Annotated in this window: 18 protein-coding genes; 6 read left to right on the plus strand and 12 right to left on the minus strand. The window is 59.2% G+C overall.

The genetic code is table 11. The features are described from left to right. Nucleotides 1–134: 134 nt before the first annotated feature. The 3 genes from BLT00_RS02165 to BLT00_RS02175 all read right to left on the minus strand — a co-directional run bounded on the left by BLT00_RS02165 (nucleotide 135) and on the right by BLT00_RS02175 (nucleotide 2,840). Nucleotides 135–890: a molybdopterin-dependent oxidoreductase gene (locus BLT00_RS02165; RefSeq protein ID WP_092142282.1), complete on the minus strand. Its 756-nt coding sequence runs from the start codon at nucleotides 888–890 to the stop codon at nucleotides 135–137. 282 nt (nucleotides 891–1,172) lie between these two features. Then, nucleotides 1,173–2,177: an aldo/keto reductase gene (locus tag BLT00_RS02170; protein WP_092142279.1), complete on the minus strand. Its 1,005-nt coding sequence runs from the start codon at nucleotides 2,175–2,177 to the stop codon at nucleotides 1,173–1,175. A gap of 102 nt (nucleotides 2,178–2,279) precedes the next feature. After that, nucleotides 2,280–2,840 (minus strand): PaaI family thioesterase, encoded by a 561-nt coding sequence (locus BLT00_RS02175; RefSeq protein ID WP_092142276.1) that lies wholly within the window; start codon nucleotides 2,838–2,840, stop codon nucleotides 2,280–2,282. A 59-nt stretch (nucleotides 2,841–2,899) separates the two neighbouring features. Here BLT00_RS02175 and BLT00_RS02180 point away from each other — a divergent pair, with 59 nt between their 5' ends. Then, the gene (locus BLT00_RS02180; RefSeq protein WP_060742910.1) at nucleotides 2,900–3,355 is read left to right on the plus strand and encodes a MarR family winged helix-turn-helix transcriptional regulator; all 456 of its coding nucleotides are present in this window, start codon (nucleotides 2,900–2,902) and stop codon (nucleotides 3,353–3,355) included. A 61-nt stretch (nucleotides 3,356–3,416) separates the two neighbouring features. On the opposite strand, the gene BLT00_RS02185 is transcribed toward BLT00_RS02180, so the two are convergent. The 6 genes from BLT00_RS02185 to BLT00_RS02210 form a co-directional block, all read right to left on the minus strand. Continuing rightward, on the minus strand, nucleotides 3,417–4,925 hold the full coding sequence (locus BLT00_RS02185; RefSeq protein WP_092142273.1) for an amino acid ABC transporter permease/ATP-binding protein: 1,509 nt from the start codon (nucleotides 4,923–4,925) through the stop codon (nucleotides 3,417–3,419). A gap of 106 nt (nucleotides 4,926–5,031) precedes the next feature. Then, nucleotides 5,032–5,838 carry an ABC transporter substrate-binding protein gene (locus BLT00_RS02190; RefSeq protein ID WP_371856932.1) on the minus strand — a complete coding sequence of 269 codons (807 nt, stop codon included), beginning with the start codon at nucleotides 5,836–5,838 and terminating at the stop codon, nucleotides 5,032–5,034. A gap of 73 nt (nucleotides 5,839–5,911) precedes the next feature. Beyond that, nucleotides 5,912–6,964, minus strand: coding sequence for an isopenicillin N synthase family dioxygenase (locus BLT00_RS02195; protein WP_092142270.1), 1,053 nt, complete (start codon nucleotides 6,962–6,964; stop codon nucleotides 5,912–5,914). Between the two features lie 13 nt (nucleotides 6,965–6,977). Further along, on the minus strand, nucleotides 6,978–7,829 hold the full coding sequence (locus BLT00_RS02200) for a sugar phosphate isomerase/epimerase family protein (RefSeq protein ID WP_092142267.1): 852 nt from the start codon (nucleotides 7,827–7,829) through the stop codon (nucleotides 6,978–6,980). Nucleotides 7,830–8,184: 355 nt separating this feature from the next. Then, nucleotides 8,185–9,162 (minus strand): hypothetical protein, encoded by a 978-nt coding sequence (locus BLT00_RS02205; protein ID WP_092142264.1) that lies wholly within the window; start codon nucleotides 9,160–9,162, stop codon nucleotides 8,185–8,187. Then, a complete protein-coding gene (locus BLT00_RS02210) occupies nucleotides 9,162–10,631 on the minus strand; it encodes an AAA family ATPase (RefSeq protein WP_092142261.1) in 1,470 nt (489 codons plus the stop codon). Before BLT00_RS02210 ends, BLT00_RS02205 begins: the two co-directional genes overlap by 1 nt. A gap of 284 nt (nucleotides 10,632–10,915) precedes the next feature. Here BLT00_RS02210 and BLT00_RS02215 point away from each other — a divergent pair, with 284 nt between their 5' ends. Together BLT00_RS02215 and aldA are read left to right on the plus strand one after the other, a co-directional pair. Continuing rightward, a complete protein-coding gene (locus BLT00_RS02215; RefSeq protein WP_092142258.1) occupies nucleotides 10,916–13,096 on the plus strand; it encodes a PQQ-dependent dehydrogenase, methanol/ethanol family in 2,181 nt (726 codons plus the stop codon). A gap of 62 nt (nucleotides 13,097–13,158) precedes the next feature. Then, nucleotides 13,159–14,592 carry an aldehyde dehydrogenase gene (gene aldA, locus BLT00_RS02220; RefSeq protein ID WP_092142255.1) on the plus strand — a complete coding sequence of 478 codons (1,434 nt, stop codon included), beginning with the start codon at nucleotides 13,159–13,161 and terminating at the stop codon, nucleotides 14,590–14,592. A 64-nt stretch (nucleotides 14,593–14,656) separates the two neighbouring features. Here aldA and BLT00_RS02225 read toward each other — a convergent pair whose 3' ends face one another. Together BLT00_RS02225 and BLT00_RS02230 are read right to left on the minus strand one after the other, a co-directional pair. Further along, entirely contained in the window at nucleotides 14,657–16,579 is a 1,923-nt protein-coding gene (locus BLT00_RS02225) for a sigma-54-dependent Fis family transcriptional regulator (RefSeq protein ID WP_092142252.1), read from the minus strand. Nucleotides 16,580–16,741: 162 nt separating this feature from the next. After that, nucleotides 16,742–17,635 carry a LysR family transcriptional regulator gene (locus tag BLT00_RS02230; RefSeq protein WP_092142248.1) on the minus strand — a complete coding sequence of 298 codons (894 nt, stop codon included), beginning with the start codon at nucleotides 17,633–17,635 and terminating at the stop codon, nucleotides 16,742–16,744. A 94-nt stretch (nucleotides 17,636–17,729) separates the two neighbouring features. Here BLT00_RS02230 and BLT00_RS02235 point away from each other — a divergent pair, with 94 nt between their 5' ends. Then, nucleotides 17,730–18,896, plus strand: a complete 1,167-nt coding sequence (locus BLT00_RS02235) for an MFS transporter (RefSeq protein ID WP_092142245.1) — start codon at nucleotides 17,730–17,732, stop codon at nucleotides 18,894–18,896. Between the two features lie 275 nt (nucleotides 18,897–19,171). On the opposite strand, the gene BLT00_RS02240 is transcribed toward BLT00_RS02235, so the two are convergent. Further along, nucleotides 19,172–20,050, minus strand: coding sequence for a LysR family transcriptional regulator (locus BLT00_RS02240; RefSeq protein WP_092142241.1), 879 nt, complete (start codon nucleotides 20,048–20,050; stop codon nucleotides 19,172–19,174). Nucleotides 20,051–20,183: 133 nt separating this feature from the next. Between BLT00_RS02240 and BLT00_RS02245 the strand changes: the two genes are divergently transcribed. Further along, nucleotides 20,184–21,050, plus strand: coding sequence for an alpha/beta hydrolase family protein (locus BLT00_RS02245; protein WP_092142238.1), 867 nt, complete (start codon nucleotides 20,184–20,186; stop codon nucleotides 21,048–21,050). A gap of 126 nt (nucleotides 21,051–21,176) precedes the next feature. Continuing rightward, nucleotides 21,177–22,745, plus strand: a complete 1,569-nt coding sequence (locus BLT00_RS02250) for an ABC transporter substrate-binding protein (protein ID WP_092142235.1) — start codon at nucleotides 21,177–21,179, stop codon at nucleotides 22,743–22,745. Nucleotides 22,746–22,750 lie beyond the last annotated feature (5 nt).

A 22,750-nucleotide genomic window follows, 5' to 3' on the forward strand; every position in this document is an offset into this window, starting at 1 on the left:
GCGTGAAATCTCACTCAGTTGGAAGAAATACTTTACCCAGCTTTTGTGGCCATCGGATTGCCAAATGGTAATGAACCACCCGTGCGGCGCCGCTGAAAGCCCTGACGCTGGGGTTATTTGAAGCCGGCAGTGACTTAACGTCCGCCCATTCTTTCGAGGGATTGGCTTTTGAGTGGCAAATCGCTGGTACGCTTGTCCGAGGCTTTGCGAATCGCATTGCACAAGGCCCGGACGATGGGTACGTAGCTCAGCTGGCTGGGCTGGCAGGCCTGGAGCGCACCCGTAGGGTTGATCAAATGTACCGCGATGTGGCCTGGCAGCCATGAGACGAGTGGCCAGCGGGGGCGTTGGGCGATCGTCGGGCACAGATCCGCCGCCGTCATATCAAATTCAGAAGATGCCACGAATGCGACCCCCATCAGGCACGCGCCTTCAAGCTGGGCGCGTAGGCGACCGGGGTTTTCTACAGCGCCCAGGTCAGCGACAAATACCGTGTCATGCACAATCAAGCGCCCCTCGTCGCTCAGCTCGACATCAAGTACCGCGGCCATGCAAGTCTGCGCATCGTAGTGTGCGGCGATGCCCTGGGTTCGGCAACCGCCTGAGGGCTTGCCCCAATGGCTTCTCGTGGCCGCTTCAGTGATGACGCTACGCATTCGCCGGGCATCGAAACCTGAGCGTTGCGCGGCGCCGTCGGCCCGTGTTGATACCGAATCGATCAGGGAAAGCAGGTAGTCTTGTTGATCGAGCCTGCATGCAGGGTCCTGTGCGGCCATGAATCGCTGTTCGGCGCGCAGGCGAAGCAACAGGTCTTTGCGGTTCAGGATACCGCCTGGCGATGGCCAGATGAATTGATCAAGCGCGCTGTCGTGCCCGTCAGGGTGGTTCATTTGCGTTTCTCCTTCCGCCTGATGACAAGAGCTCCGGCAAAAAGCAACCAAGGGTGCGGAATCTCTGGTTAAGCCAGGTTCCTGCGGGAGCGGGCAGGCTCGCTCCCGCAGGTTCACGCTGTCGCCGCAGGAGCAATCCTGGCATTACTTTAGGCGCAACGATCTGACGTCAGGGTGACGGGAGGCTGACAGGAACATGTCAGGCAATAAAGGGGGCCGGGCAGGTGATGCATACAGTTGAGTCTGGCCTTCTTGTCGTCGGCTTGCATCACCCGCCCACGTTCAAGCCACGATCTGCGCTGCTGCGCGAGCCCAAGGGGTCGCTGTCCTTGCTGGCATCGAAGGAGACAAGCTGCTAACGGTGTCGAGCCGATGAATCTGCTCGGCTGACAGTTCAACCGACAGGGCAGCGAGGTTGTCGGCCAACTGCTCGACCGAGCGTGGCCCGATGATGGGCAACGACCCGTGCGTGCCGGACCAGGCGATGGCGACCTGACCGGGGCTGACGCCCAGTTCGTTGGCGATGGCGATCACCGTATCTAGGACCTGTGTACGCTGCTCGCTATTCTCTGCCTGGAACACCTTGCCACCGAGGCCCTCGGCGCGTCCTTTCTCGCCCTTGCGGTACTTACCGGTCAGCATGCCTCCGCCGAGTGGCGACCAAGTGACGATACCCAATCCCAACGCCTGCGAAGCCGGGAACAGATCAGCCTCGGGCTCGCGGTGGACCAGGCTATGCTCGAATTGCGCCGCAGCGATCGGCACCGAGTGGGTGAGCTCGGCAAGGGTGACGGCACGCGATAGCCGCCAAGCAGGGAAGTTGGAGAGGCCGGCATAAAGAATCTTACCCGCGCGGGCGAGATCCTCGAACCCACGGACGATTTCTTCGGTGGGCGTGACATCATCCGGCCAATGCGCCCAGTAGAGATCGATGCGATCGGTTCCGAGTCGCTTCAGGCTTGCCTCTACCGAGGCCACCATGGCTTTACGACTATTGCCGGTGACGAGGCGATCGGCATTTGGCTGCGCGCCTTTGGTGTACTTGGTCGCCAGGACGAAATTCTCGCGTCGGCCCTTCAGAAGGGTCCCGAGCAGCTCCTCGGATTGTCCGAACTGGTAGATATCGGCCCCATCGATGAAGTTGCCGCCGGCCTCCGCGTAGGCATTAAAGATTGCCGTGCTGACATCGGGATCCGCGCCGTAGCCCCAGCCTGTGCCAAAGTTGCCTGTCCCGAGCGCGACCTGGGACACACTCAGTCCTGTTTTGCCGAAGGATGCATATTTCATGTTTTCACCATTGATCAAGTCGGGATGGTATTTTCAGACAGTGCCGGCGCAAAGGCCTGGGCGTCGCGTGTTTCGCGGGTAACGGGTGCGCCAGGATCGGTCTCAACCTTGGCCATGAGAGATCCCCTGTGTGGCTGCGGGATGATCGAAGATCAGGCAGGTGGTCGTCGCGTGCGCGTACAGTTTGCCGTCGGGGCCAATGATCCGGCCCTCGGCCGTCGCCACTGTACGCCCCGCATGGATGACCTTGCCCTCGGCACGCACCAACGGGACCTGGTCGTTCAGGGGGCGCACCATGTTGACCTTCAGCTCCAGCGTGGTGTAGCCCTTGCCTGCGGGCAAGGTCGAGTGCACTGCGCAACCTACTGCCGAGTCGAGCAGCGTAGCGAACCATCCACCGTGGACGGTGCCCAGTGGGTTGTAGTGCCTGCGCTGTGGGCGACCTTGAAAGACGGCAATGCCGGGCTCCATGTGAATCGGCACGAAATCGAGCGTGTCGCCGATGGGTGGGGGAGGCAGTTCTCCAGCAAAGATCGCTTCGAACACTTCCATGCCTGTTCGACCGGCGATCTGATCCTGCGGCGCGGTATCGGCGACCAGCAAGCGCGCACGAACCGATTTTTCCTCCGCGTTCCAGTGAGCAACGACCTGATCGACTTCCATCGGCATTTCCTTCTCTCCAGACAATTGCATATGCAAATATTGCAGGTACAATATACCCCATGAAAAATACTATCAAGCCACAGGGCTGCACCAATCTGAAGCTGCGCCAGCTCAATCGCATGGTGACGCGTCACTACGACCGCTACGTCGCCGAGTCCGGCCTCAAGAACACGCAGTACGCACTGTTGTCGCATGTCGTCAGGCTGGGGCCTATTCGGCCGAGTGACCTGGCCAGGCAAATGCAGATGGATAATTCGACCCTGACCCGAAACATGCAGTCCCTGACCACTCAGGGGTGGCTGGAGATTGGTGCAGGAGGCGATGCCCGCAGTCGTCTTGTCGAAGCGACCGAGGCTGGACGCGTAAAGCAAGCCGAAGGCCAGCGGGCCTGGAAGGAGGCACAGCGCGCGCTCAATGGTCTACTCGGCGTGGAGCGCGTGGCTGTATTGCACGAATTGCTCGACGCATGCATTGCGAGCCTTGACGACGATCTTGATGAGTCCCCATCAGAATGACTCGCCGGCTTGCTTGAGCGATACACCCCATCTCGGGTGTGAGGATCCAATCACACCCAGTTCAGACCCGCATGAATTTCTTGATTCTCTCGCCGCACTGATCAGCTCGGATCATCCCAGGCTTCGCATCCAGTTTGACCAGGCCGTCCTCCATGAAAACCACCCTGTCGGAAATTGACATGGCGAAGTCCATTTCATGGGTCACGATCAACATGGTCATGCCTTCTTTTGCCAGGTCGCTGATCACCTTGAGCACATCGCCGACCAGTTCCGGGTCAAGGGCTGAAGTAGGCTCATCAAACAGCATGATGTGGGGATCCATCGCCAATGCGCGGGCGATTGCCACGCGTTGTTGCTGGCCGCCCGACAACTGATGCGGATACTTTTGCGCGTGAGCCAGCAGCCCGACCTTGTCCAGCAGGGCGTAGGCGCGCTGCTCGCTGATGGACTTGTCGCGGCCGTGATAGCGCGGCGCGAGGGTGACGTTGTCGAGAATGGTGCGATGGGGAAACAGGTTGAAGCTCTGAAACACCATGCCGATGCGCTGTACCCCGTGGCGTACTTGTTGCGTGTTGGTGTTGTCACCGGCGTGGATATAGCTTTCGCCGAACAGAATGATCTCGCCCTGGTCGATGCTTTCCAAGGCGTTGACGGTCCGAATCAGCGAGGTTTTTCCCGACCCCGACGGACCGATAATGGAAATCACCTGACCCACGTTGACGTCAAGGTTGATGCCCTTGAGCACGGCGTGCTGGCCGTAGCGCTTGTGAATGTTCACCAGTTGCAGGGCGGGTGCCGAGCCAGGCCCTGACGCTGTGTGAGCGTCTGCAGAAGAGGGCGTTGCCTGTGACGCGCGCAGACGCCGCAGGCTGATGTCATCCAGCGTTTGTGGTTTGCGGTTGTTGAGCTCCAGGTGTTGCTCCAGCCAATGAAACAGCCAGCCGAGCACGGTCACGATCAGCACGTAATACACCGCCACGGCCGACAGGGTTTCCATGACCAGGAAGTTTTGCGCGTAAAGGCGCTGGCCCACGGTCAACAGTTCGGTCAAGGAAATCACCGAGACCAGCGAGGTCAGTTTCACCACGGTGATGTATTCGTTGATCAGTGTCGGCAGGGAAATGCGGAACGCCTGTGGGATGACGATCAGGCGCTGCAGGCCGATCAGGCCGATGCCCAGTGCACGGCCGGCTTCTTTCTGGCCTTTGGCAACGGATATCAAGCCGCCACGATGAATTTCCGCCATGTACGCCGCCTCGGTCACCACCAGCGCGAACAGGCCGGAATAGAACGGGTTGGACAGTACGCCACGGGTGATCGGGAACATCTGCGGCAAGTTATAGACGAACACCACCAGTACCAGCAGCGGCACGCTGCGAAAGAACCAGATATAAATCGACGCCGGCACGCTGACCCAACGCGTGGCCGAAAGCTTGGCCGACGCCAGCAGGAAGCCCAGCAGCATGCCGATGAACCAGGCCAGCGTGCTGAGTTCCACCACCGTAATGCAGGCTTTCCAGAAGTCCGAGACCGAAAACAGAGAAAAAAAGTAGGGCCATTCAAATTGCATGTGTACCTCCAACTGCTGGCGTCGACGGAGGCTTCACCTATGCCGGGCAGTCAAGCGAACGCCGCCGACTGTGGGAGCGGCCTCGCTCCCACAGGGCTGCACTGAGTCAGTTAGTCGGTTCTTCCAGGTTGTATTTCTTCAACAGGGCGGCGTATTCACCTGACGCTTTCGTCGCGTCAAAGGCCTTGAGTAGCGCCTGATAGAGCGCGTCGTTGTCTTTTTTGACGTAAATACCCAGTGTCTGTTGATAGATCGAGTGCTCGGTGCTGATCACAACCCGGCCTTTGGTACGTTCCGCGATCATGCCGGCGGCGCCGTCGATCTCCACCTGAGCCTGCACGTTGCCGGAGAGCAGCGCTTGGGTCACTTCAGGGGCGGACGGAAATTCGCTGACCATGATCGCGCCCTTGTTATTCGGGGTGCAGTAATCGGTCGAGAGTTTGTTGAATTGCGTCACCCAAGTGGTGCCTTTTTCCAGGCCGACCTTCAGGCCGCAGAGGTCTTCCGGTACTTTCGGTTTCAGCGGGCTGTCCTTCAGCACCATGATCGCTGCGCCGGTCTTGGCGTATGGGATGGTTTGCGCTTGGGTCTGCCGTTGGGGCGTGATGTACATGCCCGAGATGATCGCGTCATAGTGACCGGCGTTCAGGCTCAGCAACAGGTTGGAAAATTTGGTGTCAACGAAGTCAGCCTTGAGGTCCAGATGTTTGGCGAGTAATCGCGCCAGTTCGGGGTCGGAGCCGACGACATTTTTTTGTTCGTCGTATGATTCGAAGGGCGGATAGGTGATTTCCATACCGACCTTGAGGGCGCCGGGTGTCACCGTCGTCGCTGCGTGGGCTCCTGCCGCACCGAGGATCGCGAAGGCCAGCAGGGACAAGCGGACAGCGATATTCATTGGATTGCGCATCATCGGTGACTCCACGTCGAAAAAGTAGGATTGGACTGGTTTTGAAACAGGGCTGTTTTGGAACGGGTCGGGGGCATCAGGACGCTCCCTGCGCCTGGTTCTTCAAGTGACCGAAGCTCGATGGCTTGCGTGCGCGCTCATACAGCTTGAGTTCGCCGCGTTCGACTTTGCGGCGCAGGTATTGATAGGTTTGCAACGCTTGACCAAACATGTGCTCACCGATGGTGATTTCCTCGTAATCCTTACCGCCTCCAAGAAACTGCGGCAGTGGCTTGATTTGCGTGTGGAAGTCACACGCATAGAAGAGTGGGAACGAGTAGCGCTCTTCGCTGACGCTTCGCACTCGGTGAGCCGTAGCGACGAATGTGCCTGCGGTCATGACCTCCAGCATGTCGCCGATGTTGACCACAAAAGTACCGTCCATGGGCGGCGCATCAATCCATTGCCCCTGGTCGTTCATCACCTCGAGGCCTGGCTTGTCGGCAAGCAAGATGGTGAAGCACTCGTAGTCGGTATGCGCACCAATGCCGGGCGCGTCTTGAGCTGCCAGGTCAAACGGGTAATGGATCAGGCGCAGCTTCGACGGTGGGCGAGTTACCAGTGCCTCGAAATAGTCTTCCTCCAGGCCCAAGGCGAGGGCGAAACCCTTGAACAAGCGACGACCTAATGCAAACACCGCGGCGTAGTAAGCTTCGACGGCGGGACGGAAACCCGGCAAGTCCGGCCATTCGTTGGCCCCGATCAATGGCGTGCCGGCAATGACCAGCGGATCGTCTTCGCTCACTTCGAAACCGATATCGAAAGCTTCCTTGTGATCCGGTTTGCCTTTGGCATAGACCTCTTCACCTTCAGGCACAAAACCCTTGTGGCTGCGTGAAGTACCGATGTAATGCTGCATTTTGTACTCAAGCGATTGGGCAAACAGGTCCTTCGCCGCTTGACGCAAACCGTCGATCAGTGACGACTCGATGCCGTGGTTCTTGATGTACAGGAAACCGACTGCGCGGGCGGCCTTACCCAGTGCTTCGGCCACTGCCTGGCGCTGAGTGATGTCGTCGCTGTACAGCCCGGCGATGTCCACCACCGGAATGCGATTGAAGTTGGCGGTCGTTGGTGTTTTGTCAGGCATGAGGCAGCGCTCCTTATCGGGTTGAGGTGCAGGCGAAACGCCGAAAATGCTCGCGCTCGGTGTTTGCCATCCACACGTTCAGCGACCACAGATCGGCCACCGGCACGTTGGTGAAGGGCAGGTGATGCAGATAGCCGTCGGCGCCGAACTCCGGTGTCAGCGTGCTGACCTGATACCCGCGTTTTTCCTGGGATCGCCAGATGGCCTCCCAATGTTGCTGATGGAAGGCAAGCGCTTGGCTGTACTCGGGGGCGGCGGGGTGAGGCACTTGCGGTCCCTGGTCATAACCGACTCGGGCCTGGATATGGTGAACGCGTTCGACGAAGGCGCTGAGGTCGTCTTCCGGATCGTTGAGCAGGCGTTCGCAGGTGACGACCCAATGACTGATGTCGCTGGTGAAGCGCAGGTCCGGCAGTTGACGAATCAGCTCGAGGGTGACCCAGGGATTGAATAACGAGCGAGCGCGATGGGTTTCAAAGGCGCACACCTGGCCATGCTTGCGCGCGACGTCCATCGCGCGGCCAAAGAAGTCGACTTGCTGTGCCAGTGGCCAGCGGTCGTTGCCAGCCAGCAGATTGACGAAGCGCGGTGCCAACTCAGCCGCCCAGCCGAGTTTTTTATCGAGGTCCAGAAGGTGTTCGTCGACGGTTGCCGACTGTTCCGGTAGAACGTCGTAGGCGCTGAAGACGGTGCTGATATAGCTGACTTTGTTGATGCGTAGAAAGGCTGCGAACTCGGCGCGTTCGCTGGCGGTCATGGGCAGGCGGGCTTCCATGCCATCGAACCCGGCTTCAAGCAACTCATCGAGCGCTTGTGCCTTGCTCGCGGTATAGCCCCACAACGTTCGGAATATTTCCAGCTTCATCGATCGACTCCAAAGGTTCCTTCGCATGATTGACACAGCGACGTTGCGGCGCTAACCGAAACGCACAACGAACGGCAGTGACAATCAGAAAAGGCAAGCTTCGGGCCGCATCTCTATGGAAAGGCTCCTTTGTTGCCGCAATAGTAGGGAGGGGCGGTTGGCGGAAAGAATAGGGAAGCGCAAAAAGATAGTTCAGAGATTTCTAAACTATTGGTCAATGGCCGCGACCCTGATCGTCTTCACGCCCATGATGTCGATTGAGGTCATTTTTGTGTCACGACAGGCGTGTCATTAAGCCGTGGGGAGCCGGATCACCGATAGCATGCGCCCTTGCAAAGATGAAGAGTCTTTTGCTCTAAGGATAAGGTCTGCTGAGTAAAGAGGTCCGGTCGAATTGATCATATAAATCAGCGAACATTTTTCCGTGCAAATAGTGTTTGTATCGCTCTCGATCGAATCGAAGTTGCCGCATTTCTTTTTCCTTGCTCGGTGGAAGAGCCAGGAATGCACCCTCTTGCAATGGACCTATAGCGTGGGCTTGTAGCAATTCATCTAGCCCATCGATACTGGTTTTTGAACCGACGAAGTCAGCACCTTGTTGGGAAAACAGATCGTAACGTTCGTGTAGCTGGAACATTCGCAGGGTATTGACTGACTTGGCGCAGGTAGGGTCATAGGTGATCCGAACTTTCAACTGATCTTTGATGTTTTCGAAGTCGCTTACAATGTCGACTATAGTACTACCTGGCTTCTCGCAACGAAAATGCAGGGATTCCGAGTCGAACAGAGGGTGCAAATAGGAATGGTCGCCTGTATCCTCGGCGCCCTTCAGGCGAGAGTTACAGATCGAGCAGCTGGGAATGAGATTGTGCAAAGCCAATGCAAGATACGGGTAGCGATGCTGAGGATAATAATGATCCAGGTCTGGCCTGATGCCTTTCTCTGCTTCCTTTGTGGTGAGCATGTAAGCGTGATGACAATAGGGGCATATTTTGTAAGTGCTGCTTTTGCACAGTTTGTATGCTGACCAGCAATGTACACGCTTGGAAGTGAATTTTTTGTAATCGAATGTCTTTCTTAGAAAGGAATCCAGTACGGAGCGTTCGTGTCGAGAAATCTTTCGCTTCAGTTTCTCATAATAACGGATGGAGGACTGCAGTCCGCTCGGACTCTTAGCGGTTAACTGGATTTTGAGGAAATTCAAAAATTGCGTGGCGGGTTTCTCGATAGATGTTTTTTTGAGCGACTTTATTCCTTCGTTGATACATTTTTCCAAGTAACGATTGTGCGAAGCGTATGCCGTTTTCCAGACGTCCGATATATTGATCAGCATTACGAGCGCTCCTTGTTCAGCAGATAATCAATTTCCCTTGAGATGATAGGGTCCTCGATGATGCTCCGGACATACCTGTCTCGCTCCGTCATTTGGCCTTGGGCGGCATTGTGCAGAGTCTTATTAATTTCTCGGATGGCAAATGCACCCATCGAACGGGCACCAAACGAGCGGTTTAATACTAATTGCATGGGGGCGCCGAAGGATGGCTGCGGTTCATCACTGTCAAAAGTCGCAACGAACTCTCTTGGCACATCAGTAGCCAGTAGAGGGGAGTGGGATGCCAGAATCAATTGTAGGCAATCGATCTGGAGCTCCTCCTTGCATTGGCTCAAGAAGTCGTTGATTTGATAGACATATTGCCGTTGCCACTCCAAATGTAAAAATGCGTCGCCTTCATCGATCATTACCAGTAACTTGCGGAACCCACGGGTTCGCAATTCCTTCAATGATTCGTACAAAGCGATGATTTGTTGCATGATCGCCCATTGTCCTGAGCTGATATGAGGATACCCAAGTCGACAAAGCTTGAACGCTTCCAATCGTTCGAGTCTGATACGTTGCTCTTGGGTAATCAGGGGCCGAGTGTAGATTAGAACATTGCTGCTACTGCCTGGTGCTGGTTCGAAGTGCTCATGCCTAAGCAGGTATTCGGTCATTTTGGCAAGTCGGTGCAATTCAGGCAGGCGTGGATCATCTTGCGGCGAAGGTAAGAACTCAAAATCCAGATATGTTTTGAGAAAGCTGATGACCAAAACGATACTGGCTTGGCGCTTCTCCAGTAGTTGGGTAACTACAGCAAGGCAAGCAAAAACCTGATGCGCCCTGGCGCTTTGGTGTAGCTTGCGTAGCAGTAACTCAACGAGGGTCTGAAATTGTTCGGTATAGCGGGAATCTGCAAGGTTGTATTCCGACTGGCTGGCTTCAAACTCCGAGACATTATCAAATATTCGCTTGCGCTCTTCGAGTTCGGCGAAATTAAAAGCATCGAGAATGGCAGCGGTACGAAACTGCCGGTTTTTCAACAATGCTTCAGCTAACAGTCGAGCAATTTTTCGGTATTCAGCTCGCAATGTAGCGGTCAACTCTACGTCGAGGCCGAAGGCAGCCAGAATGTTAGAGTAGCGGTCTAGATTATTGAGATTTTCCACTGGACGCTTTGAGGCGTTGATGAAGTTTTTGGTACTGCGAAGGCTTGGCCTGTTTTGTGCGGGCGTGTAGTACAGGATTCCCCAATCGTTTAGCTGCTCCGGTGTGGCCAGGCGTTCGGTGTTGAGGATAATCTTACAGGGTTCGTCCAGTGATTGATTGCGTCTTGTGCCGAAAGCTTCAGCGATTTCTTGCAAGGTTCGAGTCTTGCCGGATCCATTCTTGCCAATGAGCAGAGAGATCGAATCGATGTCAAACAGGTTGAGAGCGCTGCTTCTTAGGTTAAGGGTTTTTCGCCCGGTTAATATTGTCCTGATCATGTGCTGGAGTCCATTGCGAATGCCGTCGATTAGAAGCCGCTCAAACTGGCAGAATCGGCTATTGCCAATTCGTGAATAGCGCCTACCGCGCTACACCTGTGCCGCCACTGTAGCGCTACTCGCTACACCTGTAGCGTCTTTCATGGATGAATAGCGCTTCGCCCCATCCCTGAATCCCATCAAATCAAGCTGTCGGCCCTATTTCAAGTCAATGGCATGGTCATTGCTCCTTCACGGGTGCGCATCGATATGACCGCGCCACTAATAAGAAAAGGACTACGCCCATGAGACAGATTGGCCATGCCTCGTTTTCCGGTGTTCGATCTACCGTCGCCGGTATCCCTCTGAAATCCCTGGCCGGCGCTTTGCTGTTGAGCCTGGCCACTGCGTCCGCCTTGGCTGCTGAGACGCCAGCCAATGTCGACAGTCAGCGACTGATTGCGGCCGATAAAGAACCCGGCAACTGGATGAGCACCGGGCGGACCTATGATGAGCAGCGCTACAGCCCGCTCAAACGGATCAGCGACCAGAACGTCGGTCAGCTTGGGCTGGCCTGGAGCTACAAGCTCGATCTGGATCGTGGTGTCGAAGCCACGCCGATCGTGGTCGATGGCGTGATGTACACCACTGGGCCGTTTTCGGTGGTGTACGCGCTGGATGCCCGTAACGGTAAATTGATCTGGAAGTACGACCCGCAATCGGACCGTAACCGCGCGGGCGAAGCCTGCTGCGACGCGGTCAACCGTGGCGTGGCCGTGTGGAAGGGCAAGGTCTACGTGGGCGTGCTTGACGGGCGCCTGGAGGCCATCGATGCCAAGACCGGTCAACGCGCCTGGTCGGTCGATACCCGGGCCGATCACAAGCGCAGCTACACCATCACCGGCGCGCCCAGGGTGGTCAACGGCAAGGTGGTGATCGGCAACGGCGGCGCGGAGTTTGGCGTGCGCGGCTATGTCACCGCCTACGATGCCGAGACTGGCAAGCAGGCCTGGCGGTTCTATACCGTGCCCGGCGACCCCAAGCTACCACCGGAAGACAAGGGCATGGCCATTGCCGCCAAGACCTGGCATGGCGACGCGTTTGTCGAGCAGGGCGGTGGCGGGACGGCCTGGGATTCGTTTGCCTTCGACCCGGATTTGAATCTGCTGTACATCGGTGTCGGCAACGGTTCGCTGTGGGACCCGAAATGGCGCAGCCAGGCCAAGGGCGACAATCTGTTCCTGTCGTCGATTGTCGCGGTCAACGCCGATACCGGTGAGTACGTCTGGCACTACCAGACCACCCCGGGTGACGCGTGGGACTACACCGCGACCCAGCATATGATCCTCGCCGAACTGCCCATTGACGGGAAACCGCGCAAGGTGCTGATGCAGGCGCCCAAGAACGGTTTCTTCTATGTGATCGATCGCGCTACCGGCCAGTTGCTTTCGGCCAAGGGCATCGTGCCGCAAAGCTGGACCAAGGGCATGGATATGAAGACCGGTCGGCCAATCGTCGATGACGAGAACGCTGCCTATTGGAAGGACGGCAAGCGCAAGCTGGTGACGCCGGCCTTCTGGGGCGCGCATGACTGGCAGCCAATGTCCTACAACCCGAACACCGGGTTGGTGTATATCCCGGCCCACATCATGTCCGCCTACTACGAGCACATTCCCGAGGCGCCCAAGCGCAACCCTTTCAAGAGCATGTACCAGTTGGGCCTGCGGACCGGAATGATGCCGGAGAATGTCGACGGCCTGTTGGAAATGGCCAAGGGTTGGTCGGGCAAGCTGATCGCCTGGGACCCGGTCAAGCAGCAGCCGGCCTGGGAAGTGCCCTACGTGACCATCTTCAATGGCGGCACCTTGAGTACCGCCGGTAACCTGGTATTCGAAGGCAGCGCCGATGGCCGGGTGATCGCCTACGCGGCCGACACCGGTAAGAAACTCTGGGAGCAGCCTGCGGCCAGTGGGGTGATGGCAGCACCGATTACCTACAGCGTCGATGGCGAGCAGTACGTGACGTTCATGGCCGGTTGGGGCGGGGCATTTTCCACCTTTGCCGGCGCCCTGTCGCTGCGTGCCGGGGTGCAGCCCTTTTCCCAGGTGCTGACCTACAAGATTGGCGGCACCGCCAAGTTGCAGGAACCGGCGCCGCGTCCCGATACCCCGAAACCACCCGCGCTGAGCACCGACACAGCGGCTATCGAAGCCGGCGGCAAGCTCTATGACGGATATTGCTCGCAGTGCCATGGCATCCACGCGGTCAGCGGCGGCGTGTTGCCGGATCTTCGCAAGCTGACGCCGGAGAAACACCAGATGTTCCTCGGCATCCTGTTCGGTGGGCGTGTGCCCGATGGCATGCCGTCCTTTGCCGATGCCTTTACCCCAGAGCAGGTCGACCAGATCCATCAGTACCTGATCAAGCGGGCCCACGACCTTCAGGACGAAGGACTGGCCTGGAAAAAATTCAGCGCCAAGCAATAAGCCTCCGGCCGGCCGGTAGCCTTGCCGGTCGGTCGCACATCCTCGACAGGAGAGACGCGGATATGAGTGACATCATCTACCAGAACTACATCGCCAATGCCTTTATCGCCAGCGACGAGCATCTTGAGGTCCATAACCCGGCCAACGGCCAGTTGCTTGGGCGCGTGCCCCAAGGCAGCACCGCCGAAGTCGAGCAGGCCATCGCAGCCGCGCGCCAAGCCCAAAAGGCCTGGGCTGGCCGCCCGGCCATTGAACGTGCGGGCTATCTGCGCAAAATTGCCAGCAAGGTGCGCGAACACGGCGAGCGTTTGGCTCGGACCATTACTGCCGAACAGGGCAAGGTCCTGGAGTTGGCGCGGGTCGAAGTGAATTTCACGGCCGACTACCTCGACTACATGGCCGAGTGGGCGCGGCGCCTGGAAGGCGAAGTGCTGAGCAGCGACCGGGCCGGCGAGAGCATCTTTTTGCTGCGCAAACCCCTCGGCGTGGTCGCCGGGATTTTGCCGTGGAATTTCCCGTTCTTCCTGATCGCCCGCAAGATGGCGCCAGCGCTGTTGACCGGCAATACCATCGTCATCAAGCCGAGTGAAGAAACGCCGATCAACTGCTTCGAGTTCGCTCGCCTGGTGGCCGAGACGGATCTGCCCGCTGGCGTCTTCAACGTGGTGTGCGGCACCGGAGCTACGGTCGGCCATGCGCTGACCAGCCACCCAGGCATCGACTTGATCAGCTTCACCGGCAGCGTCGGCACCGGCTCGCGGATCATGGCCGCTGCGGCACCGAATATCACGAAACTCAATCTGGAACTGGGCGGCAAGGCCCCGGCCATTGTTCTGGCTGACGCTGACCTGGACCTGGCGATCAGGGCCATTACGGCCTCGCGGGTGATCAATACCGGGCAAGTGTGCAACTGCGCCGAGCGAGTCTACGTCGAGCGCAAGGTGGCCGATGCGTTTATCGAAGGTATTGCGGCGTCCATGGCGGCCACCCGGTATGGCGACCCTCTGGCCGAACATGGGTTGGACATGGGCCCGCTGATCAATCGCGCGGCGCTCGACAAGGTGGCGCAAATGGTCCGGACCGCGAGCGGGCAGGGTGCGCAGATTATCACCGGCGGCGCGGTGGCCGATCTAGGCCAGGGTTTCCACTACCAGCCAACCGTTTTGGCCGGGTGTTCCGCGAACATGGAAATCATGCGCAAGGAGATCTTTGGTCCGGTGCTGCCGATCCAGATTGTCGATGACCTTGACGAAGCGATTGCACTGGCCAATGACAGCGAATATGGCCTGACCTCGTCGATCTACACCGCGAGCCTGAGCGCTGCCATGCAGGCAACCCGCTTGCTGGATTTTGGTGAGACCTATATCAACCGCGAGAACTTCGAAGCCATGCAGGGCTTCCACGCCGGGACGCGCAAGTCAGGCATTGGCGGCGCCGATGGCAAGCACGGGTTGTACGAGTACACCCATACCCATGTGGTGTACATCCAGGCGTGACAGTTCCACTGCCATCAAAAAGCGCCCAGGCCGGATTCACGGTCTGGGCGTTTTGCATAGGGGATCAGAGACGGTCGTTGGGTTGCACTAAACGTTGCTTTTTCATCTGTCGATAGAGCGTCGAGCGAGCGACCCCCAACTCGGCGGCTGCCGCGCTGATATTCCACCGATGCCGGCGCAAGATTTCCAGCAGATTCGACGCGGGTGGTTCGCTGCCCACGGACGGGCTGGCCAGCCGGGCATACGCGTCGCCCTGCAGCAGTTCGGCGGGGAGGCAGTCGACATCGACATTGCCGTCCTCGGCCATCGCCACCGCGTAGCGCAGGGCATTGATCAGTTGGCGGATATTGCCAGGCCAGGGTGCTTCCAGCAGGCACCGGTGGGCTTGGGCGGAGAGTTGCAGGCCCTTGGCTTCGACCTGGCTGTCGAGCAGACGCTGGATCAGTTGCCCGCGGTCACTGCGCTCGCGCAAGGGTGGCAGACTGAGGTTCATGCCATTGAGGCGATAGAACAGATCCTCGCGAAAGTGTTTGTCGCGCAGCATGCCTTTCAGATCCTGGTGCGTGGCGCAAATCACCTGGATGTCCAGTGATACCGGCATTGGAGCACCGATGGGGCTGATCTCCCGTTCGGCCAGTACGCGTAGCAGACGGGTTTGCAGATGGGCTGGCATATCGCCGATTTCATCGAGAAACAGCGTGCCGCCATTGGCCAGTTCCAGCTTGCCCTTCATGCCTTTTTTATCGGCACCGGTGAAGCTACCGCCACGGTAGCCGAACAGTTCACTCTCGATCAGGCTCTCGGGGATTGCCGCGCAGTTGAGTGCGATAAAGGGCTCGTCCCGGCGCGCGCTGGCCTGGTGAATGGCTCGTGCAAAAGCCTCTTTGCCAGTGCCTGTCTCGCCGGTGATCAGGATGGCGATGTCTTTGTCGATGACCTTGTGCAAGCGGCGCACGGCCTGCTGTAGCGTCGGGTCATCACCGGCCAGTTGCTCCAGATCGGGGTGGCGGGGCCGCTGTGCCTTGGCCGGCGCTGGCGCCAGACGGTGATGGCTCGAGGGGATGCGCAGGCTCAGGTCCAGCAGCGCTTCGTCATGCCGCGCACGCAGGCGCAGGCCGCGGGCGCCGCCGTTGGTCAGGCGCAGTAGCTCGTCGACGCCCATGGGCAGCAGTTGGTCGATAGGGCCGCCCAGCAGATGTGGGCCATGGGCCTGGTCATGGGCAACAAAGGCCGCGTGATTGGCACCGATCACTCGACCACTGTCATCCAGCGCCAGCAATTGCTCGTTGGCGAGATCGGCAATCTCGTCAATGGGCTTGAGCGAGAGGGTCAGCCGATCGCGGTAGTTTTGGCGAAAGTGTGCGTTCTCGATCAAGCGGGCATACAGGATCACCAACTGCAGGGTCAGGTATTGGCTTTCCTTGGGTCCATTGCTGTTCAGGCAAGTAGCGTTCAAGCAACCCTGCAGAAGGCCCTGGGCGTTGAAAATCGGCGCAACGGAACAGCTCAGGCGAGCATTCGAGGTGAGGAAGTGCTCCTCGCGGTGGATGATCAACGGCTCGGCCGCAGCCAACGTGGTGCCGATGCCGTTGGTGCCGGCGATGGACTCGTCCCAGCGCGCCCCGACCACCAGGCCCGAGCGGACATAAGGAACAGGCTGGTCGGGCAGGCGGGCATCGAGGGTGATGCCGTGTTCATCGCTGAGCAACACCGCGAAGCCGGCCGGTACCACCCGCCGGGCCAAACCGCTGACGCCCTGGCTGGCGATATCGAGGTACTGCTGGTGTCGTTGCTGATGCTGGCGGATATCTTCGGCGCAAAGAACATCCAGGCGCGCGGACGAGGAGGGATCGAGTCGATGTTTTATGACGCTGCGATACCAGGACTGGGCAATCACCCGGTCCGGACTGATTCGCCGCTCAGGGAAATGCTCGTTGACGAAGGCAGCGAGTTCGCTCGGATGGGGCTGCGCGCTATGCCGAGTCATGGGAGGCTCCGTGTAGCGTGCCGCTTCAGAGGGCGGGCACGGCGTTATTGTTATAGGTGCGACGAGCCACGGCCGTCAGGGCTTTAAGATAGTCCCTGTTCGCGGTTGACGCTATGCCAGGCCACATCTCAAGCACCCGGAAGGATTAAGTGACGCCACCGCTTACATCCGGTGATGCTCCAGCAAGAAATCCACGAACAGCCGCACCCGCGCCGGCATTGCCGAGCCCCCCACGAACACCGCATGGATCGGTTCTCGGTCGCCTGGGTTCCAGGCTTCCAGCAGCGGTATCAGGTCACCGCGCTGCAGATCTTCGCTCACGGTGAATTCGCCGATACGGGCAATGCCGGCACCCACTCGCGCGAGTTGTGCCAGCGCTTCACCACTGCTGCATTCGATGTTGCCGCTGACCTTCAGGGAAAACTCCCTGGCGTCGCGGATGAACGGCCAGTTGGGTTCGGCACGCCGGAAGTTGAAGCGTAGGCAATTGTGTCGTAGCAGGTCTTCCGGCTCCTGGGGGATGCCGTGGCGCTGCAGGTACTCGGGCGATGCCACCACGACCTGGCCGGTGTCGCCGATCCTGCGCGCGGTCAGCGGGCTGTCCGGCAGATGGCCGAAGCGCACCGCCACGTCGGCCTGGCCACCGAGAATGTCGACCACTTCATCGCCCAGGGTGAGGTCGACGACGATGTTCGGGTAGCGGGCGCTGAAGGCTGCCACCAAGGGAACGATGGCCTGCCGCCCATGGCCAAGGGCGGCGCTGACCCGCAATCGGCCCCTGGGTACGCCCTGGTCGGCGATCGCTTCTTCGACCTCGTCCATGTCGGCCAGGATACGCCGGGCGCCGCGCAGGAACGCCTCGCCCTCGGCGGTGAAGGTGATCGCTCGGGTGGTGCGCAACAGCAGGCGGGTACCCAGGCGTTGTTCGGTACGCGCGATGATCCGACTGACCGCCGAGGGTGTCAGCCCCAATGCACGCGCGGCGGCTGACAGGCTGCCTTCCCGCGCCACGGTGGCGAACACGCTCATTTCACCTGACCTGCCGTTGAAGTCCATTTGTGCCTCTTGCGCAAAGGTGATTGCCAGAAATGCTATCTACCGCCTGAAAAGACGGGATCGTAGCATTCGCAGCATAGATGAGGAGCCTTCCATGCGTATCAATCCACCACTTGTTGCACTCGCCATTGGTGCCTTTGGCATCGGCGTGACCGAGTTCGCCCCCATGGGCATGTTGCCGGGCATCGCTGCGGACCTCGGCGTTTCCATTCCCGCCGCCGGTCTGTTGGTCAGTGCCTACGCCCTGGGCGTACTGCTCGGCGCGCCGTTGATGACCCTGACCACCGGCAGGATTCCCCGGCGCTATCTGCTGATCGGGCTCATGGCGATTTTTACCCTGGGTAATCTGATGTCAGCCCTGGCGACCGATTACTACAGCCTCATGGTCGCCAGGGTGGTGACCTCACTGAACCACGGTGCGTTCTTTGGCGTTGGCTCCATCGTCGCCGCCAGCGTGGTCGCTCCGGAGAAACGTGCCGGGGCGGTGGCGGCCATGTTCATGGGCCTGACCCTGGCGACCATCGGCGGCGTGCCGCTGGCCACCTGGTTTGGCGAACTGTTCGGCTGGCGCACGGCATTCTGGGGTATCACCGGCCTCGGCGGGGTGACCATGGCCGCGTTGTGGTTCGCCTTGCCCAACCTGCAAATGCCGCAAGGCGTCGGCGTGCTGGCTGAAATTCGGGTACTGGGCCGTGGTCCGGTGCTGGGGGCGTTGGCCCTGACCGTCGTCGGCTCGGGGGCAATGTTTACCGTCTTCACTTACATCGCACCGATCCTCAGCAACGAGACCCACGCATCCACCGCTTACATCACCGCCATGCTGGTGCTGTTCGGTGTGGGATTGACGCTGGGCAACATGTGGGGTGGCAAGGCCGCCGACCGCTCGATAGACCGTACCCTGATCGTTTCGCTGAGCGTGCTGATTCTCGTCTTGCTGGCGTTCACCGCGCTGATGCGTTGGCCACTGCCGGCCGCCGTGGCCATCCTGATATGGGGTATCGCCAGTTTCGCCCTGGTGCCGCCGCTACAGATGCGCGTCATGGAAGCCGCCAAGGACGCGCCCAATCTGGCCTCGGCGGTGAACATCGGTGCCTTCAATCTCGGCAACGCGATAGGTGCGGCGCTGGGCGGAGCGGTGATCAATGCCGGGTTGGGTTATCCGGCGATTTCCCTGGCCGGAGCGGCGATGGCGGGTCTGGGGCTGCTGATGGTGTTGGCTTTTGCCTGGCGTTCCAGAGCGGCTGCAACGGCGGTTGCATGACGATGATGTGAGGGGGACTGTTAGTCCCCTTCGCCTCACGCGCCTGCTTGGCCAGCGTGCGGCTAAACCCGCTGACGGATTTCCAGAGACAAAATCGAAGGCGGCTTGGGTGACGGCCGGCAGTGGGAAGCGATGCCGCGCACCGGGCTTGCACCCAATCCAAAGCGGGCTCATGAAGCCCGGGTGAGGAGACCGGGCATGACCCGAGAGCCTGAAGCCGGGCCACGGTTTGACTCCAGGCTATCTGGCGTTGCGGGAAAAGTGACAGACAAGAATCACTTCGCCACGGCCGACATCAGTAGCTTGCGAATCTCTCCGGTAATCGCACTTTTGGTGCCCTGTTCCAAGATCCCCACCCGACGTACGGCCAGGTCGCCCGGTAGTGGTAGCACCCGCAGGCTGGGGTCTTTGTGCCAGTCGAAGTTTTTCAGCAACGGCACGATTGCCACACCGACTTGTTGGCGAACCAGATCGGCGATGCCAATGATCGAGTTGAGCTCCAGGATCTCCAACGGCTCGACCGATTCGCTCTTGATGATCGACTGCACTTTTCGGCCCACTGCCGTGGATCTGTCGTAGCGAATGAACGGCTGCGTCCTGAGCAATTCCACGGCGTCGTCGATACCGGCGGTTTGTGTGGCATTGGCAAGCATGACGATCGGTTCGTTGTAGAGCAGGGTCCAGCTCAAGCCATCGAAGTTCTGCCGCGTGGTCTCGATCAGCAAGGCGGCGTCGAGCTTTGCGGCCTGTACGAGGTTGACCACTTCATCGGAGCGAGCGGTCATCAGATTGACCGATATCCGTGGGTGCAGCTTTTTCAGTTGCACCAGGCAATTGGCGAGCAAGCCCATACCGGAGGTAATGCCGCCGATGGACACTTCACCCTCCATGGCCATGTCATCGGGCGCTTCGGCGATCATTTGCTCGTAGTCCGCCAGCAAGCGCTTGGCTTTGGGCAGCAGCAACACGCCATCGCGATTCAGCTTGATCTGCCGCTGGCTGCGGTCGAACAGCGGCCGGCGCATCTCTTCCTCGAGTGCGCGCATTTGCTGGCCGACGGCGGCGTTGGTGAGGGCCACGCGTTCAGCCGCGGCGGCAAAGCTGCCGTACTCGGCAACGGCGATAAACGTCTTGAAAAAACGGATGTTGCTCATGGGGTGGTCCCGTAGCCGTGGGCAGGTCTTATTGTAAATATTTTGTTCAAGATCGATAAAGTTTAATTAGTTTTTCTTTTTGTGGCGCCCGGCCAATACTCAAACCCGAACTGACTTGGCGAATTTTCCACACATGAGCAATCCAGAGAACAATCCTATCGACGCCGCCTTGCGCGCTGCCAGGAGCGTCTATCACCTCGGTGTCACGACGGTGTACTCGCATCAGGAAGACAGCCGTTTTGCCTACACCCTCTATGTGCCCGAGAGCATCGAGGACAGCACTCGACCCGTGGACCTGGTGGTGTCGTTGCACGGTTCCACTCGTGCGATGGAGATTTATCGCAATGGCTTCGCGGAGTTCGGCCGCTGGAACGACTGCGTGGTTCTGTCTCCGCTGTTCCCGGTCGGTGTGCTGGGTGATGGCAATGGGGATGGTTATAAGCAGTTGGTCGAGGGCGACATTCGCTACGACAAGGTTCTGCTCGACATGATTGCCGCCGTGGGTAAGCGCTACGGGCGCTGCTTTGACACCTTCGCGCTGTTCGGTTACTCGGGCGGCGGGCAATTTGCCCATCGATTCTGCTATCTGCACCCGGAGAAACTTTGGGCAGTGTCTATCGGCGCGCCGGGTTCGGTCACCTTGCTGGATGCCGACCAGGACTGGTGGGTCGGGGTGCGGGACTTCGCGACGCGCTTCGGCAAACCACTGAACCTGCAAGCCTTGCAGCAACTGCCGGTGCACATGGTGGTGGGTGATGCGGACCTCGAAACGTGGGAAATCACCCACCGCGAAGGCGGCAAGCACTACATGGCAGGCGCCAACGCCGCCGGATGCACGCGCCCGGAACGCCTGGCGACCTTGAAGGCAAGTTTCGAAGCCGCCGGTGTCCAGGTGCACTTCGACCTGTTACCCAATGTGGCCCACCAGGGCATCAAGGCCATGCCGGCGGCCCAGGATTTCTTCGCCAGGGTATTGCGCCACAAACGCAGCCTTGGCTGATACAACGCTGGTAGATGCACTCAGAACAGACCGTATAACAATAACCAAGGATTCAACCATCCTGATGCCGGTCCTGCCTTGGCCCTCGCCATTGACCGGAATATTTCTTCAAGGAGTCTTTCTCCCGTGAACAGTTATGTGAAGGCGGCGCTGGTCGTCGCGATATCGGCGTGCACAATGTCCATGGCCGTGGCGCAAGACAAGGTCATCCGTGTTGGCCTCAATGGTGATATCCGTAGCACCGACCCGGGCGTCAACCGCGACGACAATACCGACGCAGTGATGATGCATATCGTCGAAGGGCTGGTGGCGTATCGCGAAGACACCAGCATCGCGCCAATGCTGGCCCGCACGGTCGACATTTCGCCGGATGGCCTGCGCTACACCTTCACCTTGCGCGACGGGGTGCACTTTCAAAATGGCCAGTTGATGACGGCCAGGGAGGTGCAATGGACTTGGCAGCGCTACCTTGATCCCAAGACCCAGTGGCGCTGTCTGGCGGAGTTCGATGGCCGTGGCGCAGCCAGGATTGTCGATGTCTCCACCCCCGATGCGAAAACCGTGGTGTTCCAGCTAGACCAGGCCAACGGCTTGTTCCTGGCGGCGATGGCCCGCCCGGATTGTGCCGGCAGCGGCATCCTGCACCCGGACTCGGTGGCGGCTGATGGCAGTTGGCGCACACCGATCGGCACCGGCCCGTTCGCCCTGGGCAAATGGCAGAAGGGCCAGTACGTCGAGCTGGATCGCTTCAAGGCGTACACCCCGCGCACCGAGGCAGAGGCGGACGGTTACACCGGCAACAAGCAGGCATTTATCGACAAGGTGCGTTTCGAGGTGATCCCCGATTCGGCGTCGGCCAAGGCCGCCTTGCTGTCTGGTGGCGTGGACTTGCTGCCGGACGTGACGGCGATGGACGCTGCACAACTCAAGCAGGTCAACAACCTGGAGATTCAGGTCAGCCCGATCATGACCATCAGCGGCTTGTTGTTCCAGACCCGCGACCCGTTGCTCAAGGACGTGCGTATTCGGCGTGCGGTGGCGCTGTCCCTGGATTACGCGCAGATGGTTGCAGCATTGTCCGATGGCTTGTCGGTGGTGAACAACTCGGTGATTCCTACCGCCAGCCCCTATTACGACGCCGCTGCGCACCAGGGTTACACCTACAACCTCGACGAAGCGCGGCGCCTGTTGAAAGAGGCGGGTTATGGCGGCGAAAAAATCCGCATGCTGGTCAACAAGCGTTACCCGCAGATGTTCGATATGGGCTTGCTCAGCCAGGCCATGACCCAGGCGGCGGGGCTCAATATCGAGATGGAAACCCTGGAGTGGGGCACGCAACTGGAGCGCTACCAGACCGGCAGCTACCAGATGATGTCGTTCTCTTATTCGGGACGGTTCGACGCGGCGCAAAGCTACGAGTCGGTGATTGGCGACAAACAAAAGGAACCACGCAAAGTCTGGGACAACCCTGAGGCCCTGGCGATATTGCGTGAAGCCCAGCGTGAGTTGGACCCCGCCAAGCGCCGGCCCCTATTCGACAAGCTGCATGCCTTGATGCTCAAGGATGTGCCGATGGTGGTGATCTACAACGGTACAGCCATCGGCGCCATGAACAAGCGCATTGAAGGTTACCGCTCCTGGCCCGTTGCCAAGCCACGCCTGTGGGGCGTGAAGCTGGCCGACACTACCCACTGAGGCAT

It is taken from the genome of Pseudomonas sp. NFACC51 (assembly GCF_900103575.1).
Lineage (GTDB): Bacteria > Pseudomonadota > Gammaproteobacteria > Pseudomonadales > Pseudomonadaceae > Aquipseudomonas > Aquipseudomonas fluorescens_Q.

Bases quoted from the DNA above. Each gene is read 5' to 3' on its own strand.
- BLT00_RS02240 (WP_092142241.1), bottom strand. From the start codon at position 20,050: ATGAGCAACATCCGTTTTTTCAAGACGTTTATCGCCGTTGCCGAGTAC.
- aldA (WP_092142255.1), top strand. From the start codon at position 13,159: ATGAGTGACATCATCTACCAGAACTACATCGCCAATGCCTTTATCGCC.
- BLT00_RS02225 (WP_092142252.1), bottom strand. From the start codon at position 16,579: ATGACTCGGCATAGCGCGCAGCCCCATCCGAGCGAACTCGCTGCCTTC.
- BLT00_RS02245 (WP_092142238.1), top strand. From the start codon at position 20,184: ATGAGCAATCCAGAGAACAATCCTATCGACGCCGCCTTGCGCGCTGCC.
- BLT00_RS02200 (WP_092142267.1), bottom strand. From the start codon at position 7,829: ATGAAGCTGGAAATATTCCGAACGTTGTGGGGCTATACCGCGAGCAAG.
- BLT00_RS02165 (WP_092142282.1), bottom strand. From the start codon at position 890: ATGAACCACCCTGACGGGCACGACAGCGCGCTTGATCAATTCATCTGG.
- BLT00_RS02235 (WP_092142245.1), top strand. From the start codon at position 17,730: ATGCGTATCAATCCACCACTTGTTGCACTCGCCATTGGTGCCTTTGGC.
- BLT00_RS02210 (WP_092142261.1), bottom strand. From the start codon at position 10,631: ATGATCAGGACAATATTAACCGGGCGAAAAACCCTTAACCTAAGAAGC.
- BLT00_RS02185 (WP_092142273.1), bottom strand. From the start codon at position 4,925: ATGCAATTTGAATGGCCCTACTTTTTTTCTCTGTTTTCGGTCTCGGAC.
- BLT00_RS02180 (WP_060742910.1), top strand. From the start codon at position 2,900: ATGAAAAATACTATCAAGCCACAGGGCTGCACCAATCTGAAGCTGCGC.
- BLT00_RS02215 (WP_092142258.1), top strand. From the start codon at position 10,916: ATGAGACAGATTGGCCATGCCTCGTTTTCCGGTGTTCGATCTACCGTC.
- BLT00_RS02230 (WP_092142248.1), bottom strand. From the start codon at position 17,635: ATGGACTTCAACGGCAGGTCAGGTGAAATGAGCGTGTTCGCCACCGTG.
- BLT00_RS02190 (WP_371856932.1), bottom strand. From the start codon at position 5,838: ATGATGCGCAATCCAATGAATATCGCTGTCCGCTTGTCCCTGCTGGCC.
- BLT00_RS02195 (WP_092142270.1), bottom strand. From the start codon at position 6,964: ATGCCTGACAAAACACCAACGACCGCCAACTTCAATCGCATTCCGGTG.
- BLT00_RS02175 (WP_092142276.1), bottom strand. From the start codon at position 2,840: ATGGAAGTCGATCAGGTCGTTGCTCACTGGAACGCGGAGGAAAAATCG.
- BLT00_RS02170 (WP_092142279.1), bottom strand. From the start codon at position 2,177: ATGAAATATGCATCCTTCGGCAAAACAGGACTGAGTGTGTCCCAGGTC.
- BLT00_RS02205 (WP_092142264.1), bottom strand. From the start codon at position 9,162: ATGCTGATCAATATATCGGACGTCTGGAAAACGGCATACGCTTCGCAC.